This window comes from Cupriavidus sp. USMAA2-4, from assembly GCF_001854305.1.
Lineage (GTDB): Bacteria > Pseudomonadota > Gammaproteobacteria > Burkholderiales > Burkholderiaceae > Cupriavidus > Cupriavidus malaysiensis.
Genome location: NZ_CP017749.1, coordinates 1,256,126 through 1,272,655, shown reverse-complemented (window position 1 = coordinate 1,272,655; position 16,530 = coordinate 1,256,126). Strand labels below are relative to the sequence as shown.

Below are 16,530 nucleotides of genomic sequence, written 5' to 3'. Positions count from 1 at the left end.
CGTGCCCGCCGCGCCCCGGCAAGAGGCGGGGCGACGGCGGACACCTGCCGTTCGCGCCGGGCGCGGCCGCAGCCGGCCCGGCGAGGAGGCGGGTCAGGCGCGCAGCGGTGACCGCGCGCGCGCCCCGCGCTCAGTTCTTCTCGATCGAGACGTTGTCGAAGGACTCGTTCAGGCCGATCGCGGTCGTCACCAGGTTCTTCACGTTCTTGCGGTAGAGCGTGGGGAACTCGATCTCGAACAGGTTGCCGGCGGCGACGTCGGTGGTCAGGATCTGCTGCACCTGGCTGTACATCTTCTGCCGCTCGGCCGGGTCCATGGTGGCGCCCGCCTTGGCCCACAGTTCGTCTGCCTGCGGGTTGCTGTAGCCCTGCACGTTGGCGAACGGCGTGCCCTTGACGATATTGCGCGTCACGTAGAGGCGCTCCACGCCCAGCGCCGGGTCGCCGTACTGGTAGGTGTAGGTGGCGGTCAGGTCGAAGTCCCAGTTGCTGACGCGGCTGGACCAGGTGCCGGCGTCGGCCGATTCGATGCTGACCTTGAAGCCGAGCTGCTCGAGCATCTGCTTCATGTACTCATCGAGACGGTCCCAGTTGGCACCGTAGGACGACGACAGGATCTTGACCGGGTACTGGCCTACGTTGACGCCCGACTCCTTGATCAGCTCGCGCGCCTTCTTCAGGTTGAAGTCGTAGGCCGGCATGTTCTTGTCGAAGAACAGCGTGGTCGACGAGAACGGGCTCACCGCCGGCTTGCCCATGCCGAAGAAGATGTTGTCGACGATCATCTTGCGGTTGAGCGCATGCATCACCGCCTGGCGCACCTTGACGTTGTTGAAGGGCGGCTTGCGCGTGTTCATCAGCAGGTTGGACATCGGCGCGAACATCTCCCAGCCCTTGGTGGTGTAGTCCACGTTGGGCAGGGCGCGCAGCCGCTTGACGTCGACGTTGTCGACGTCGCCGCCGCGCAGCACCTGCACGTCGCCCTTCTCGAAGGCGACCGCACGCGAGGCGGAGTCCGGGATCACGTAGAACACCAGCTCGTCGAGGTAGGGCTTGCCCTTCTTCCAGTAGTTGGGGTTCTTCACCAGCTTGATGTAGGCGCCCTTCTTCCACTCCTTGAACATGAAGGGACCGGTGCCGACCGGCTTCTGGTTGGCCGGGTTGTTGCGGTAGTCGGTGCCCTCGTAGATGTGCTTGGGCATGATCGGCATGGTGCCGGCCTCGAACATCGAGATGAAGGGCGGGAACGGCTCCTTGAGCTTGATCTCGACGGTGGTGTCGTTGACCGCGCGGATCGACTCCATGTACTTGTTGATGATGGCGCGCGCGCGCAGCTGCACCTCGCGCAGCATCTTGTCGACCGAGAACACCACGTCGGCCGAGGTGAAGGGCTTGCCGTCGTGCCACTTCACGCCGCTCTGCAGCTCGAAGGTGTAGGTCAGGCCGTCGGGCGAGATCTTCCAGGACTTGGCCAGCTCGGGGCGCGGCTTCAGGTCGGGGCCGTAGGTCAGCAGGCTCTGGTAGATCTTGCCGGCCACGTACTGCGTCGGCGCCTGCGAGTTCATCGCGCTGATCAGCGTGGGTGGCTCGGGCTGCACGATGCCGGACAGCGTGCCGCCGGCGGTCTGGGCGGAGGCGTTGCCGGCCGGCAGCGCCAGCGCGGCGAAGCCGATGCCGGCCAGCGCCAGCGCCATCGAGGCCAGGCGCGCGCCCAGCCGCTGCTTCAGCAGTGGTGAATGGAATGTCATCGTTCAGTTCCCTCTGAGTGGGTGCGTGGAAGTCGTCGGAGTCGTCGGAATCCTGGTAAGGCCGCGGCGGGACATGCCCGCCCGGCCCCGCGTGACGGCAAGGCTCGCCATCGGGCGCCTCAGGAGCGCCTCAGGGGCGCCTCAGGGGCGCCTCAGCCGGCCACGCCGGCGGGCTCGACGCCGCACCAGTCGTGGATGAACTGCGCCAGCGTGGTGGTCACGCGCACCATGCTGTCGATGGAGACGGATTCGTCGATGCCGTGGATGTTGCGTGCCTCCGGGCCGTAGCAGGTCACGGGCGTCTCCAGCATCAGCTTGAAGTGGCGCGCATCGGTGGTGGCCGTGGTGGCCTGGCGCCGCACCGGCTCGCCGTGGACCTTGCGGTGGGCCTCGCCCAGCGCGGCCATGCTGGGCGTGTCGAGATCGAACTCGCAGCCCGGCGCGTGGAAGCCCTCATAGCGGATGGCAAGGTCGAGGTTGCTGTCCAGGCGCGCCAGCGTGGCGCGGATGCAGGCCTCGACCCGCGCCTTGGCATCGTTCACGTCCATGTCCGGATAGAAGCCGATGCGCACGCCCAGCGAGCAGGTGCACGGCACCGAGGAATTCCACTCGCCGCCATGGATCTGGCCGAGGTTGAAGTTGATCGGGTGGGCATGCTCGCGATAGGCGGCGGGACGGTTCTGCGGCAGGTTCCACTCGGCTTCCAGCTCGCGCAGGCCGGCCATCACGGCGATGCCGGCCTCGACCGGATTGACGCCCGACGTCATGTAGGCCGCGTGCGCCGGGCGCCCGGTCAGCTCGACGAACATCCAGAACACGCCCATCTGCGCGCTCATCAGGCACTCGCCCAGCGGCTCGGGGATCACCACCGTGTCGAAGGACGCCAGCTTGCCCGCGCCCACCGCGCTGCGCAGCGCCGCCACCGTGGCCAGCGCGCCATTGCCGGTGTTCTCTTCCTCCAGCACCGCGTTGAAGCCGACCGCGCCCGCCGGGCGCGCGCCCAGCGCGTCCAGCGCCTTGAAGGCGGCCAGCGCGCACACGATGCCGGCCTTCATGTCGCCGGCACCGCGGCCGTACAGCCAGCCGTCCTCGACGAAAGGCGCGTAGGGCGACTGGCGCCACATCGCGTCCGGACCGGTCGGGACCACGTCGAGGTGGCCGTTGAACAGCACCGAGCGGCCGCCCGGCACGGGCGGGCGGTAGGCCGCCAGCAGGTTGTAGCGGCCGCCGTCGGGACAGCAGGGCGGCGAGAACAGCGGCAGGTGCTTGAGCGAATCGGAGTTCAGGTAGATGCGCTCCGGCTCCAGCCCCAGGTCCTGCAAGGCGCGCTCCATCACGGCCACCGCCGGCTGCTCCTGCCCCGAGGGACTGGGCGCCGCCACCAGCTGCGACAGGGTCTCGATCATGTACGGCGTGAGCGCCCGCACGGCGGCCGCGATGGCTTCGGTGGGCAGCGTCACGGCACTCGCGGGCGCGTGGCTGGCAGCGTCTTGCATGGGGGACTCCACTGGCTGTCCGGGCCAGGCCCGGGAAGATCAGAGGGACCGTCGCAACGCGACGGCAAGGAACAAGTCGCTGGAAAATTAACGCAAGGTTGGTACCATAGGTAGGTCCATATTTCCGATTTCATCAGGTGCCACTTTGAAGGAAACGATTCTGTCGGAACTGCTGCTGCAGCGTCTGGAACGGCCGGCGGGCGGCGCCGTGGATAAAAACGGGGCGCATATGAACCGCCAGCTCTACGACATCATCCGGCAGGAGATCCTTGCCGGAACGCTGGTGGCGGGCAGCAAGCTGCCCGCTTCGCGCATGCTGGCGAAGGAAGTCGGGGTCTCGCGCAACACCGTGCTCTATGCCTATGAGCAACTGCTCGCCGAGGGCTATGTCACGGCCTCGACGGGAAGTGGCACCTTCGTGTCGCATAGTTTTCCAGACCACAGTGCACTGCACCACGGTAAGGCGCAAAGTGGCACCACGCCAGTGCCCGCAGTGCAGCAAAATCCAAACCGATTCACCCTTTCCCGGCGCGGCCAGCATCTCGTGTCCCACGCCAGTGCATCCGATCGCCAATGGGGTGCCTTCGTCGCCGGCGTGCCCGATGTCTCGCTGTTCCCGCACGCGGTCTGGGCGCGGCTGCTCAACAAGGTCTGGCGCGCGCCGCGCCCCGAGCTGCTGACGTATGCGCACAACGGTGGCTACCTGCCGCTCAAGCGCGTGCTGGCCGAACACCTGCGCCTGGTGCGCTCGGTACGCTGCGAGCCCGACCAGATCATCCTCACCACGGGTATCCACCAGGCCATCGACCTGATCGGGCGGCTGCTGGCCGACCCGGGCGACAAGGCGTGGATGGAGGACCCCGGCTACTGGGGCACGCGCAGCCTGCTCACCAACGCCGGCATCGAAACGCTGCCGGTACCGGTCGACCAGGAAGGCATCGCGCCCGATGCCGCCATGCTGCAGGACCCGCCGCGCTTCATCTTCGTCACGCCCTCGCACCAGTACCCGCTCGGCATGGTGATGAGCCTGCCGCGGCGGCGCATGCTGCTGGAGTACGCGCGCCAGCGCGGCGCCTGGCTGGTGGAGGACGACTACGACAGCGAGTTCCGCTTCGAGGGACGGCCGCTGGCCTCGCTGCAGGGCCTGGACGAGCACGACCGCGTGATCTACATGGGCACCTTCTCCAAGACGCTGTTCCCGGGCCTGCGCATGGGCTTCATGGTGCTGCCCAAGCCGCTCGCCCCGCACTTCGCCACCGCCCAGTCCGAGCTCTTCCGCGAAGGCCAGCTGGTGCAGCAGGCGGTGCTGGCCGAATTCATCGAGGAAGGACACTACGCGACCCACATCCGCCGCATGCGCCAGCGCTATGCCCAGCGCCAGGGCCTGTTGCGCGAGGCCATCGCCACCCGCTTCGGCGCCGACTGGCCGACCTCCACGCACGAGGCCGGCCTGCACATGGTGATGCACCTGCCGGCGGGCACCGACGACCTCGGCATCAGCATGGCGGCCCGCACCCAGGGGCTGTCCGCGCGCCCGCTGTCGCGCTACTACAGCGATACCTCGACACCGCAGCAGGGCCTGCTGCTGGGCTACGCCTGCGTGCCCGAGGAAACCATCGGCCCCGCCTTCCACAAGCTCGCCGAGGTGATCGAACCCGCGCTGGAACACCTGGCGCGCACGCAGCGGCCGCGCCCGGTGCTGGGCGCCGCCACCATCAACCGGGAGGCCTGGAGCGGGGCCTGAGGGCGGCCCCAGGCCGGCACCCCGAGGTGGCGCCATGCGGCCGGCGCCGATTGGCTCTTAACCGGACCACCGCGGCGGCCTAGCATCTGCGACCGTCCTGCGCGCCATGGAGCCATCCCGGGCGCGCGGCCACCTCCGCTGCCACCTCGACCATGCCCGCCATGCCCAGCACTCTCATGTCCTCCGACCGCGCCTCGCTGCTGCAGGCCTTGCGGGACCGCCTCGACCCCGCCGGCCTGCAGGCCGGTGCCGACATCGAGATGCGTTTCCGCAAGGACTGGTACGCCCCGCTCGATCCACAGCCGCCACTCGCGGTGGCGCGGCCGCGCGACACCGGCGAAGTGGCGGCCGTGCTGGCCGCCTGCCATCGCTACGGCCAGCCGGTGGTGCCGCAGGGTGGCCTGACCGGGCTGGCGGCCGGCGCCACGCCGCGCGGCGGCGAACTGGTGCTATCGCTCGAACGCCTGCGCGGCGTGGAGGCAATCGATCCCCAGGCCGGCACCATGACCGTGCGCGCCGGCACCACGCTGCAGGCCGCGCAGGAGGCCGCGCGCGAGGCCGGCTGGCTGCTCGCGCTGGACCTGGGCGCGCGCGGCAGCTGCCAGATCGGCGGCAACCTCGCCACCAATGCCGGCGGCAACCGCGTGATCCGCTACGGCATGGCGCGCGAGCAGGTGCTCGGGCTCGAGGCGGTGCTGGCCGACGGCACCGTGCTCAGCGCCCTCAACAAGATGCAGAAGAACAACGCCGGCTACGACCTGCGCCAGCTCTTCGTCGGCAGCGAAGGTACGCTCGGCGTCATCACGCGCGCGGTGCTGCGGCTGGCGCCGCTGCCGGCCTGCACGCAGACGGCGCTGTGCGCGCTGGCACGCTACGAGGATGTGGTCGCGCTGCTGCGCCTGGCGCAGCGGCGGTTGTCGGGACGGCTGTCCGCCTTCGAAGTCATGTGGGCGGACTACTACGGCATCGTCACCGGCCGCGTGCCCGGCATGCGCGCCCCGCTGCCGGCCGGCCACCCCTTCTACGTGCTGCTCGACCTGCAGGGCGACGATGCCGCCCAGGACGGCGCCGCCTTCGAAGCCCTGCTCGAAGCCGCGCTGGAAGCCGGCCTGATCGCCGACGCCGCGCTGGCCACCAGCCAGAAGGAGGCCGATGCCTTGTGGGCGCTGCGCGACGCCGTAGCCGAGTTCCCGCAGCGCTGGGCTCCCAACGCCGCCTTCGACGTCAGCCTGCCGATCGGGTCCATCGGCACCTTCGCCGACAGCCTGCGCGCCCGCGTGCTGGCTGCCTGGCCGCGGGCCGAACTGGTCAACTTCGGCCACGTCGGCGACAGCAACCTGCATGTCAGCGTGCACCTGCCCGGCGCCACCGCGGCAAGCTTTCCCGAGGCGGAGATCGAGGCCCTGGTCTATGGCGTGGTCGGCGAATTCGCCGGCAGCATCTCGGCCGAGCACGGCATCGGCCTGCACAAGAAGCCCTACCTGCACCACTCGCGCACGCCGGCCGAGCTGGCCCTGATGCGCACGCTCAAGCAGGCGCTGGACCCGCGCGGCATCCTCAATCCGGGACGGGTGTTCGACATGGCCTGAGGACGCCGGCCGGCCCCTGCCGCCCGGGGCCCGCGCGCGGGTCAGCGCGGGTCAGCGCGGGTCAGCGCGGGTCAGCGCGGGTCAGCGCGGGTCAGCGCGATACGGGTACGGTCGGAACCAGCGCGCCCGGCCCGCTATCGTCCTTCAGGTCCACCCCCGAGCGCCCCAGCGCCAGCGCGCCCCGCAGCAGGAAGGCCAGCCGCGCCGCCGCCTCGGCGTAGGACAGCCCCTGCGGGCGCACGTTGGAGATGCAGTTGCGCTCGGCATCGGTGCGGCCGACGCGCGGACCATGGGTCAGGTAGATGCCGAGGCTGTCCGGCGAACTGAGGCCGGGACGCTCGCCGATCAGCATCACGACCTGAAGCGTACCCATTTCTGCGCCGATCTCATCGCCCAGCGCCACGCGTGCCTGCTCGGCCACCACCACCGGCCCGAAGCGCCAGCCGGGCAGCAGCGGCCGCACGGCCTGCAGCAGGGGCAGCGCATGGCGCTCGGCGGCGACGGCGGACAGGCCGTCGGCGATCACGAAGACCACGTCGGGCCCCGGCACGGCGCGTGCCGCCGCCAGCCGGGCGCGGCTGGCCGGGTCGAGGCGGCGGCCCAGGTCGGGGCGGCGCAGGTACTGCTGGCGGTCGGCCGCGGCGCTGTGCGCGTCGAGGCGGGCGAAGCCGGCGGCCTCCAGCGCCTGCCCGATGGCCGCGCGCGCCAGCGGCGCGTGCACCGCGTCGCGCGCCTGCGCATGCGCCAGCCCGAAGGCCAGCACGGTGTCCGTGGTCTGGCTGTGGCCGGCGCGGCCGAGCGCGATGCGGGCCGGCGTGAAGGCGCGCAGGCGCTGCCAGGCTTCGTCCGGCGCGGCCCCGGACCCGGCGGCGCCCGGCTCCGGGGCGGACGCAGAAATGGGTACGCTTGCGCCGGCAGGCGGGATATCGGACGGGGAAGACGTGGTCACGGTGGGCTCCTCTCGGGGCTTGTCATGGCGCATCGGGGCGCATCGGGGCAGCTTCGCAGCGCCTTTCACAGCTCATGCGCCAGCCGCAGCAACGGCTGGCGGCTGCCCGGCGGCAGCAGGCGGCCGCTGCCATCGGCCAGGCCCATGCGCTGCAGCCAGGCCTCGAACTCGGGCGCCGGCCGCAGGCCCAGCGTCTCGCGCAGGTAGAGGGCGTCGTGGAAGGACGTGCTCTGGTAGTTGAGCATGATGTCGTCGGCGCCCGGCACGCCCATGATGAAGTGGATGCCGGCCACGCCGAACAGCGTCAGCAGCGTGTCGACGTCGTCCTGGTCGGCCTCGGCATGGTTGGTATAGCAGACGTCGCAGCCCATCGGCAGGCCCAGCAGCTTGCCGCAGAAGTGATCCTCCAGCCCGGCGCGGATGATCTGCTTGCCGTCATACAGGTACTCCGGCCCGATGAAGCCGACCACGGTGTTGACCAGCAGCGGCGAGAACGCGCGCGCCACCGCATAGGCGCGCGCCTCCATGGTCTGCTGGTCGACGCCGTGGTGCGCATTGGCCGACAGCGCGCTGCCCTGCCCGGTCTCGAAGTACATCAGGTTGTCGCCCACCGTGCCGCGCCCCAGCGCGCGCGCCGCCGCGCGCGCCTCGGCCAGCAGCGCGAGGTCGATGCCGAAGGCGGCATTGGCGCGCTGGCTGCCGGCCACCGACTGGAACACCAGGTCCACCGGCGCGCCCTGCTCGATGGCGCGCAGCGTGTGGGTGACGTGGGTCAGCACGCAGGACTGGGTGGGAATGTCGAAGCGCTGGCGCAGCGCGTCGACCAGGCGCAGCAGGGCCACGATGGCGGGCAGGCTGTCGGTGGCCGGGTTGATGCCGATGGTGGCGTCGCCGCAGCCATACAGCAGGCCGTCGACGATGGCGGCGGCGATGCCCTTCGGATCGTCGGTCGGGTGGTTGGGCTGCAGGCGCACCGACAGCCGGCCGGGCAGGCCGATGGTATTGCGGAAGCGGGTCACCACGCGGCACTTGCGCGCCACCGAGACCAGGTCCTGGTTGCGCATCAGCTTGCTGGCCGCCGCCGCCATCTCCGGCGTGATGGCCGGCGCCACGCGCGCCAGCACGGCGGCGTCGGTCTCGTGCCGCAGCAGCCAGTTGCGGAAGTCTCCCACCGTCAGCGAGGCGATTTCGCGGAATGCCGCGCGGTCGTGGCTGTCCATGATCAGGCGGGTGACTTCGTCGTCCTCGTAGGGCACCACGGCCTCGGCCAGGAAATGCGCGAGCGGCAGGTCGGCCAGCGCCAGGCGCGCGGCCATGCGCTCGGCCTCGCTGGCGGCGGCCACGCCGGCCAGGCTGTCGCCGGAGCGCGCCGGACCGGCCTTGGCCAGCAGGGTCTTGAGGTCGGCGAAGACGTGGCGCTCGAGGCCCACGGTGCGGGTGAAGGCCATGGCGCTCAGCCTCCGCGCGGCGCGGCCATCGCGCCGGGCCGGACGGCGTCGCAGGACAGGGCGGGGGCAGGCAGTGTCTGGGCTGGCACATCGGCTCCTGCAGTGGACTAGCCACATCATCGCGCAAACCCGACCCGCGGCGCCAGCCGGGCGGCCTTGCCTTCGGCTCCGGCGCCACCGACAATCGTTGCAGAGAGACGGTGCCGGCACATCGGTACCCCATCCCCATTTGGAGAACGCATGACGGAACCCGATCCCACCCCATCGCCGCGCACCCCGCTGCCGGCCTGGGCCCATGTCGGCACGGTCGCCTACGCGCTCAGCGCGCTGGCGCTCTGGATGGTGCTGCAGGCCAACCTGGTGGCGGCGCTGCTGTCGGGACTTCTGCTGTATTCGCTGGTCGACGTGCTGGCGCCGAAACTGACCCGCCTGCACCAGAAGCACGACGCGCTCGCCGTCGCCATCCTCAGCACCCTGCTGCTGCTGGCGCTGGGGCTGGCGGGCTGGGCGCTGGCCCGCTTCATCGGCGGCGAGGGCAGGACCCTGGACGGACTGCTCGACCACGTGGCCGACATCATCGACCGCTCGCGCGGGCAGTTGCCGCCCTGGATCAGCGATGCCCTGCCGCGCGGCGTGGAAGAGCTGGCCAACACGCTGATCCACTGGCTGCGCGAGCACGCGCAGATGGCGCAGAAGCTGGGGGCCGAGGTGCTGCGCACGCTGGTGCACATCCTGGTGGGCTGCGTGATCGGCGCCATGGTCGCGCTCTACCGCGCCATCTCCAAGCCCAACCGGCGCCCGCTGGCGGCCGCGCTGGTGGAGCGGGCGCGCATGCTGCAGCGCGCCTTCGCCCAGTTCATCTTCGCGCAGGTGCAGATCTCCCTGATCAACACGGTGATGACGGCGGCCTACGTGCTGCTGGTGCTGCCGCTGTTCGGCGTGCACCTGCCGCTGGGCAAGACGCTGGTGGTCATCACCTTCGTGGTCGGCCTGCTGCCGGTGCTGGGCAACCTGATCTCCAATACCGCGATCGTGGTTTCCTCGCTGTCGGTATCCCTGCCGATCGCCGTGCTGTCCCTGTTCTACCTGGTGGTGATCCACAAGCTGGAGTACTTCCTCAACGCCCGCATCATCGGTGCGCGCATCCAGGCCGCGGCGTGGGAACTGCTGACCGTGATGCTGCTGATGGAAACCCTGTACGGCATCCCGGGCGTGATCGCCGGCCCGATCTTCTACGCCTACCTGAAGCGCGAACTGGCCGCCGTCGAGCTGGTCTGAGGCGGCATCGGCCGCCGGGCCCGCGGCGCATACGCCGCGCGGCGCCAGCGGTTGGACCAATTCCGCTCGCATCGCCCCCGGCGAAATGGCCGGCGGGCCTCAGCCGCCGTCCCGCTCGACGTGGCTGCGCACGAAATCGATATGGGTCTGCATGGCCGTGCGCGCCTCTTCGGGGCGGCGCGCGCAGATCGCCTCGCACAGCGTGCGGTGCTGCAGCAGCAGTTGCCCGGAGGCGGTGGCGTCCTGCTCGCGCAGGCCGGTGCCATTGATGGTGATGTGTTCGCGCAGCATGCCGATCACGCTGGTATGCAGGTGCAGGAACATGGTGTTGTGCGAGGCCTGGGCGATGGCGTCGTGCAGGCGCGCGTCGGCATCGGCCTCGGCGGCCTTGTCGTCCTCGGCGCGGGTGCGCTCCAGTTCCCGCAGCAGCGCGCGGATGCGCGCGATGTCGCCGGCGTCGGCGCGCAGCGCGGCGAAATAGGCGGTGGCGCCTTCGAGCACGCGGCGGAACTCCAGGATGTCGTCGCGCAGCGCGGGGTGGTCCGCCACCAGTTGGCCCCACGGCGAGGCGATGCCGGCGCGCAGCTGGTCGGTGACGTAGACGCCGGCGCCGCGCCGGCTCTGCAGCAGGCCGCGCGCGGCCAGCCGCTGGATCGCTTCGCGCACGGTGTTGCGCGCCACCGCGTACTGCTCGGCGAGCTGGCGCTCGGCGGGCAGCCGCGTGCCCGGCGCCCAGGTGCCGTCCAGCAGAGCGGTCTCCATGCGGCGCATGACCGCCTCGACCCGCCCGCGCGCGCCGCCGGCCGGGCTCATCCCCGCCATGGTCCGTTCCCCGCTCCCTGCATCGCTTCCCCCTGGTCCCCTGCGCCTGCGCTGCCTCTGGTCCAACCAATTTGAACTGGCGCGCGGAAGCGTGAATTATGCGCCCAAACACGCCGCGCAGCAGTCCGCCGCGCCGGCGTGCCGGCGTCCCCCACCCTCAGACAAAGGCGCAGCCCAAGCCTTGCGGAGCGAGACATGATTCATCGGCAATATCCCGCCGCCCCGGCGCAGGTCTACCTGTTCGCCACCTGCCTGGTCGACTTGTTCGTGCCGCAGGCCGGGCTCGATGCGGTCCGGCTGCTCGAGCGCGAGGGCCTGACCGTCCACTATCCGCGCCAGCAGAGCTGCTGCGGCCAGCCCGCCTACAGCAGCGGCAATCCCGAGGAGGCCCGCGCCGTGGCGCGCGCCCAGCTCGACCTGTTCGCCGAACCCTGGCCCATCGTGGTGCCCTCCGGCTCCTGCGCCGGCATGATGCGCCACCACTGGCCGCGGCTGTTCGAAGACGACCCGGTGCTCGGTCCCAAGGCGCGCGCGCTCGCCGAGCGCGTGTTCGAACTCACCGAATTCCTGCTGCATGTGCTGAAGCTCGACCTGGCGGCACGCGCGCCGGCCGGCCAGCCGCACGAGCGGGTGGTGCTGCACACCTCCTGCGGAGCCCGTCGAGAAATGGGTACGCGCGAGCACGGCGTGGCCATGGTCGACGCGCTGCCGGGCGTGACCCGCGTCGAGCACGCCCGCGAAAGCGAGTGCTGCGGCTTCGGCGGCACCTTCTCGCTCAAGCACCCCGATATCTCCGGCGCCATGGTCCAGGACAAGATCGCCTCAGCCTGCGCCACCGGCTGCGAACGGCTGGTCTCGGCCGACTGCGGCTGCCTGCTCAATATCGGCCATGCCGCCGTTCACCAGGGCGCGCCGCTGCCGGTGGAGCACCTGGCCAGCTTCCTGTGGCGCCGCACCGGCGGGGAGGGGCAGGCATGAGCGCCCCCGCTCCCACCCGCAACGGCCAGCCCGGCCAGGGCGCGCGCGAGCGCATGCTCGGCCGCCTGCGCGCGGCCCGCGCCGAGGCCCAGGCCGGCGTGGCGCCAGCTACGGCAGATGCGGCAGATGCGGCAGGCGCACAGGCACTGAGCCGGCGCATCGACGCCCACTACGCCGCGCGCCGGCCCGCGTTGGCACCATCCACTGCCGCGCTGGCCGACACCCTGCAGCGCGCGCTGGAAGCCTCGCATGCCGAGGTCTGGCGCAGCGACGCCGTCTCCTGGCCCGGGCAGCTGGCGGCCCGGCTGGCCGAGGCCGGCGTGCGCCGCCTGCTGCTCGACCCGGCCGGCAGCGAAGGCGCCGCCCTGGCGCGCGCGCTGCCGCCCTCGGTGCAGGCCCGCGCCTACAAGCAGCCGCTCGAAGCCTGGAAGGCCGAGCTGTTCGACACCATCGACGCCGGCTTCACCGTCGCGCGCTCCGCCCTCGCCGCCACCGGCACGCTGGTGCTGGCGCCCGACGCCGGCAGTCCGCGCACGGTCTCGCTGGTACCGCCGCTGCACGTGGCCCTGGTCCATGCCCGCACCCTGCATGCCGACCTGCACGCGGCCGTGCAGGCCGAGCGCTGGGCCGACGGCATGCCGACCAACCTGGTGATGGTGTCGGGTCCATCCAAGACCTCCGACATCCAGCAGACCCTGGCCTACGGCGCGCACGGCCCGCGCCGGCTGTGGGTGTGGATCGTCGACGAGGCCCCCGCGCCGGCCACGCCGCAAGGAGAGCCGCAATGAACGCCCGCCCCATGCAATTCGTGCCCGCCGCCGACTTCAAGGCGCGCGCCCGCGCCGCGCTGGAGGACGACAAGCTGCGCGCCAGCTTCCGCGGCGCCATGGACTTCCTGCAAGGCAAGCGCGCCGTGCAGTTCCCCGACGGCGAGGAACTGGAGCAGCTGCGCGACCTCGGCGAAGCCGTGCGCCAGCACGCGCTGGCGCGGCTGCCCGAGCTGCTGGTGCAACTCGAGGCGAAGCTGGCCGCCGCCGGCGTGCAGGTCCACTGGGCCGAGACCGCCGACGAGGCCAACGCCATCATCCACGGCATCGCCCAGGCGCGCGGCGCGCGCCGTGTGATCAAGGGCAAGTCGATGGCGAGCGAGGAAATGGAGCTGAACCATTACCTGGCCGAGCGCGGCGTGGACTGCATCGAGTCCGACATGGGCGAGTACATCGTCCAGCTCGCCGGCGAGAAGCCCTCGCACATCGTCATGCCGGCCATCCACAAGACGCGCGGCGATATCGCCGAACTGTTCGCGCAGCACATTCCCGGCACGCCCTACACCGAGGATGTCGACGAGCTGATCCAGACGGGCCGGCGCGCGCTGCGCCAGGCCTTCGTCGAGGCCGACATCGGGCTGTCGGGGGTCAACTTCGCCGCCGCCGATACCGGCACGTTGTGGCTGGTGGAGAACGAAGGCAACGGCCGCCTGTCCACCACCGTGCCCGACGTGCACATCGCCATCATGGGCATGGAAAAGGTGGTGGCCAGGCTGGAGCACATCGTGCCGCTGTCGAGCCTGCTCACGCGCTCGGCCACCGGCCAGGCCATCACCACCTACTTCAACCTGATCTCCGGCCCGCGCCGCGCCGGCGAGCTGGACGGCCCGCGCGAACTGCACCTGGTGCTGCTCGACAACGGCCGCAGCCAGGCCTACGCCGACGCGCAGCTGCGCGCCACGCTGCAATGCATCCGCTGCGGCGCCTGCATGAACCACTGCCCGGTCTACACGCGCATCGGCGGCCATGCCTACGGCACCACCTACCCGGGCCCGATCGGCAAGATCATCTCGCCCCACCTGCTCGGACTGGAGGCCACCGCCGACCTGCCCACCGCATCGAGCCTGTGCGGCGCCTGCGGCGAGGTGTGCCCGGTGCGTATCCCGATCCCGCAACTGCTGGTACGGCTGCGCACCGAGGCCAACCGCGACCCGCACGAGCAGGTGGCACACCCGCTGCGCGGCCAGGGCGCGAAGTACCGCCGCGGCGAACACCTGATCTGGCGCTTCTGGAGCGGCGCCTTCGCCCATCCGTCGCGCTACCGCCTGTTCCGCTGGGCCGCCACGCGGCTGCGCGCGCTAGCGCCCGCGCAGCAGATGGGCTGGACGCGGCATCGCGCGCCGCTGGTGCCGGCCGAGCGCAGCCTGGCCGACCTGCTGCGCGAGCGCGGGCAGGCGGAGTAGGGCTGAAGCCGCGCGCGTAGCCAATGGCCTGCTCCCCTCTCGCACGCCGGTGGGAGAGGGGCCGTGGGAGAGGGCGGGCGCTCGCGCGAAGTGAGTGCCGTCGTTCTGGCGCCTGCCTGCCCTCTCCCCCAACCCCTCTCCCGCAAGCGGGAGAGGGGAGCAAACAAGCGGGCACGCGATGCGACGCGCAAGGACAGGACCGACACGAGATCGGCACGAGACGCCTGCAAAGCGATTGCTCCAGACAAGACAACGGCAGCCAAAGCCACCGCCCCCCAAAAACAACCACCACCAATCCAACGCCATCCCTCAGGAGACTACTGTGCAACCCTGGACCCAGCTCTACACGCCGCTCGGCAGCCTCTGGCTGTCGGCGCTGGCGGCCGCCGTTCCCATCCTGTTCTTCTTTCTCGCACTGACCGTGCTGCGCCTGAAGGGCCATGTGGCGGCGGCCATCACGCTGCTGCTGGCGCTCGCCGTGGCGGTGTTCGCCTACGGCATGCCGGCGAAGCAGGCGCTGGCGGCGGCCGGCTTCGGCTTCGCCTACGGCCTGTGGCCGATCGCCTGGATCATCGTGACGGCGGTGTTCCTCTACAAGATCGTGGTCAAGACCGGGCAGTTCGACGTGATCCGCGCCTCGGTGCTGGCCATCACCGACGACCAGCGGTTGCAGATGCTGCTGATCGGCTTCGCCTTCGGCGCCTTTCTCGAAGGCGCGGCGGGCTTCGGCGCGCCGGTGGCAATCACCGCCGCGCTGCTGGTGGGCCTGGGCTTCAACCCGTTGTACGCCGCCGGCCTGTGCCTGATCGCCAATACCGCGCCGGTGGCCTTCGGCGCCATGGGCATCCCCATCATCGTCGCCGGCCAGGTGACCGGCATCGATGCCATGCACATCGGCGCCATGGCCGGCCGCCAGCTGCCGCTGCTGTCGCTGGCGGTGCCGTTCTGGCTGGTGTTCATGATGGACGGCGCCAAGGGCGTGAAGGAAACCTGGCCGGCGGCGCTGGTCACCGGCGGCAGCTTCGCCGTGACGCAGTACTTCACCTCCAACCATATCGGGCCGGAACTGCCGGACATCACCTCGGCACTGGTCAGCCTGGTGTCGCTGGCGGCCTTTCTCAAGGTGTGGCAACCGCGCAGCGCGCGGCAGGCAGCCGGCGGCACCGTCGGCGTCGGCGGCGGTGCCGCGGCGCTGGCGGGCTTCGGTGGCGGCCTGGGCGGCAAGGCGGCGCGACCGCGCACGCCTTCGCCCTATAGCGCCGGCCAGACGCTGCGCGCGTGGTCGCCCTTCCTGATCCTGACCGCCGTGGTCACGGTGTGGAGCCTGGCGCCGTTCAAGGCCCTGTTCGCCGCCAACGGCGCGCTGGCCGGCACGGTGCTGAAGTTCAAGATCGCCGGGCTGGACCAGATGGTGCTGAAGGCGGCGCCGATCGTCGCCTCGCCCAAGCCCTACGAAGCCGTGCTGAAGCTCGACCTGCTGTCGGCGGTGGGCACCGCCATCCTGCTGACGGCGCTGGTATCGGCCGTCCTGCTGCGCATGAAGCCCGGCGCGCTGCTGGCCACCTTCGGCGAGACCCTGCTGGAACTGCGCCGCCCCATCCTGTCGATCGGCCTGGTGCTGGCCTTCGCCTTCGTCGCCAACTACTCGGGCATGTCATCCACGCTGGCCCTGCTGCTGGCCGGCACCGGCGCGGCCTTCCCCTTCTTCTCGCCCTTCCTGGGCTGGCTGGGCGTGTTCCTGACCGGATCGGACACCTCGTCCAACGCGCTGTTCTGCTCGCTGCAGAGCACCACCGCCCACCAGATCGGCGTGCACGACACGCTGCTGGTGGCCGCCAACACCACCGGCGGCGTGACCGGCAAGATGATCTCGCCGCAATCGATCGCCGTGGCCTGCGCGGCCACCGGGCTGGTCGGCAAGGAGTCGGAGCTGTTCCGCTTCACGGTCAAGCAAAGCCTGCTGTTCGCGGTGATCGTGGGCCTCATCACGATGGTGCAGGCCTACTGGCTGACGGGGATGATTCCGGGCTAGGGAATCCGGAGTTCGAAGCGGCATGGCCCGGCGCGGCCGCGCTCGCGCCGCGCCGGTCCGCTCCGCTCTCCCGCTTGCGGGAGAGGGGCCGGGGGTGAGGGCAGGCGCTGGCTGACCGTGGCGGGTGGGATGACACCATCGGCTTCGTTTCCGTGCTCGCGTGCTGGATCACACCGTTGGCTTCGCTGGGCGTGGCGCCTTGCTAAACCACCCCTCT

12 protein-coding genes are annotated in these 16,530 nt (G+C 70.9%); 7 read left to right on the top strand and 5 right to left on the bottom strand.

Annotation, left to right across the window (positions count from 1 at the left end; all coding sequences use genetic code 11):
• Positions 1-130 precede the first annotated feature (130 nt).
• Together BKK79_RS25695 and BKK79_RS25690 are read right to left on the bottom strand one after the other, a co-directional pair.
• Positions 131-1,693 (bottom strand): ABC transporter substrate-binding protein, encoded by a 1,563-nt coding sequence (locus tag BKK79_RS25695; RefSeq protein WP_071040366.1) that lies wholly within the window; start codon positions 1,691-1,693, stop codon positions 131-133.
• A 206-nt stretch (positions 1,694-1,899) separates the two neighbouring features.
• Positions 1,900-3,243: an ArgE/DapE family deacylase gene (locus BKK79_RS25690; RefSeq protein WP_071039199.1), complete on the bottom strand. Its 1,344-nt coding sequence runs from the start codon at positions 3,241-3,243 to the stop codon at positions 1,900-1,902.
• Between the two features lie 145 nt (positions 3,244-3,388).
• Here BKK79_RS25690 and pdxR point away from each other — a divergent pair, with 145 nt between their 5' ends.
• A complete protein-coding gene (gene pdxR / locus BKK79_RS25685; RefSeq protein ID WP_198173398.1) occupies positions 3,389-4,987 on the top strand; it encodes a MocR-like pyridoxine biosynthesis transcription factor PdxR in 1,599 nt (532 codons plus the stop codon).
• 161 nt (positions 4,988-5,148) lie between these two features.
• A complete protein-coding gene (locus tag BKK79_RS25680; protein WP_232346446.1) occupies positions 5,149-6,576 on the top strand; it encodes an FAD-binding oxidoreductase in 1,428 nt (475 codons plus the stop codon).
• 91 nt (positions 6,577-6,667) lie between these two features.
• Here BKK79_RS25680 and eutC read toward each other — a convergent pair whose 3' ends face one another.
• Positions 6,668-7,474, bottom strand: coding sequence for an ethanolamine ammonia-lyase subunit EutC (gene eutC, locus BKK79_RS25675; RefSeq protein ID WP_442873319.1), 807 nt, complete (start codon positions 7,472-7,474; stop codon positions 6,668-6,670).
• A 116-nt stretch (positions 7,475-7,590) separates the two neighbouring features.
• Positions 7,591-8,973, bottom strand: coding sequence for an ethanolamine ammonia-lyase subunit EutB (locus BKK79_RS25670; RefSeq protein ID WP_071039197.1), 1,383 nt, complete (start codon positions 8,971-8,973; stop codon positions 7,591-7,593).
• Between the two features lie 240 nt (positions 8,974-9,213).
• On the opposite strand from BKK79_RS25670, the gene BKK79_RS25665 reads away from it, so the two are divergent.
• Entirely contained in the window at positions 9,214-10,251 is a 1,038-nt protein-coding gene (locus tag BKK79_RS25665; RefSeq protein ID WP_071017533.1) for an AI-2E family transporter, read from the top strand.
• Between the two features lie 99 nt (positions 10,252-10,350).
• Here BKK79_RS25665 and BKK79_RS25660 read toward each other — a convergent pair whose 3' ends face one another.
• A complete protein-coding gene (locus BKK79_RS25660; RefSeq protein WP_232346445.1) occupies positions 10,351-11,073 on the bottom strand; it encodes a FadR/GntR family transcriptional regulator in 723 nt (240 codons plus the stop codon).
• Between the two features lie 195 nt (positions 11,074-11,268).
• Here BKK79_RS25660 and BKK79_RS25655 point away from each other — a divergent pair, with 195 nt between their 5' ends.
• From BKK79_RS25655 to BKK79_RS25640, 4 genes are all read left to right on the top strand, one after another.
• Complete coding sequence (locus BKK79_RS25655) at positions 11,269-12,051, top strand: (Fe-S)-binding protein (protein ID WP_071017535.1); 783 nt, start codon at positions 11,269-11,271, stop codon at positions 12,049-12,051.
• Positions 12,048-12,839: a LutC/YkgG family protein gene (locus BKK79_RS25650; protein ID WP_071039196.1), complete on the top strand. Its 792-nt coding sequence runs from the start codon at positions 12,048-12,050 to the stop codon at positions 12,837-12,839. The genes BKK79_RS25655 and BKK79_RS25650 overlap by 4 nt, the downstream gene beginning before the upstream one ends.
• Positions 12,836-14,281: a LutB/LldF family L-lactate oxidation iron-sulfur protein gene (locus BKK79_RS25645; RefSeq protein ID WP_071017538.1), complete on the top strand. Its 1,446-nt coding sequence runs from the start codon at positions 12,836-12,838 to the stop codon at positions 14,279-14,281. Before BKK79_RS25650 ends, BKK79_RS25645 begins: the two co-directional genes overlap by 4 nt.
• Before the next feature lie 322 nt (positions 14,282-14,603).
• Positions 14,604-16,313: a lactate permease LctP family transporter gene (locus BKK79_RS25640; RefSeq protein ID WP_071039195.1), complete on the top strand. Its 1,710-nt coding sequence runs from the start codon at positions 14,604-14,606 to the stop codon at positions 16,311-16,313.
• Positions 16,314-16,530: the final 217 nt, after the last annotated feature.

Coding starts and splice junctions, on each gene's coding strand:
- BKK79_RS25695 (WP_071040366.1), bottom strand. CDS start 1,693: ATGGCGCTGGCGCTGGCCGGCATCGGCTTCGCCGCGCTGGCGCTGCCG.
- BKK79_RS25690 (WP_071039199.1), bottom strand. CDS start 3,243: ATGCAAGACGCTGCCAGCCACGCGCCCGCGAGTGCCGTGACGCTGCCC.
- BKK79_RS25680 (WP_232346446.1), top strand. CDS start 5,149: ATGCCCAGCACTCTCATGTCCTCCGACCGCGCCTCGCTGCTGCAGGCC.
- BKK79_RS25670 (WP_071039197.1), bottom strand. CDS start 8,973: ATGGCCTTCACCCGCACCGTGGGCCTCGAGCGCCACGTCTTCGCCGAC.
- BKK79_RS25665 (WP_071017533.1), top strand. CDS start 9,214: ATGACGGAACCCGATCCCACCCCATCGCCGCGCACCCCGCTGCCGGCC.
- BKK79_RS25660 (WP_232346445.1), bottom strand. CDS start 11,073: ATGGCGGGGATGAGCCCGGCCGGCGGCGCGCGCGGGCGGGTCGAGGCG.
- BKK79_RS25655 (WP_071017535.1), top strand. CDS start 11,269: ATGATTCATCGGCAATATCCCGCCGCCCCGGCGCAGGTCTACCTGTTC.
- BKK79_RS25650 (WP_071039196.1), top strand. CDS start 12,048: ATGAGCGCCCCCGCTCCCACCCGCAACGGCCAGCCCGGCCAGGGCGCG.
- BKK79_RS25645 (WP_071017538.1), top strand. CDS start 12,836: ATGAACGCCCGCCCCATGCAATTCGTGCCCGCCGCCGACTTCAAGGCG.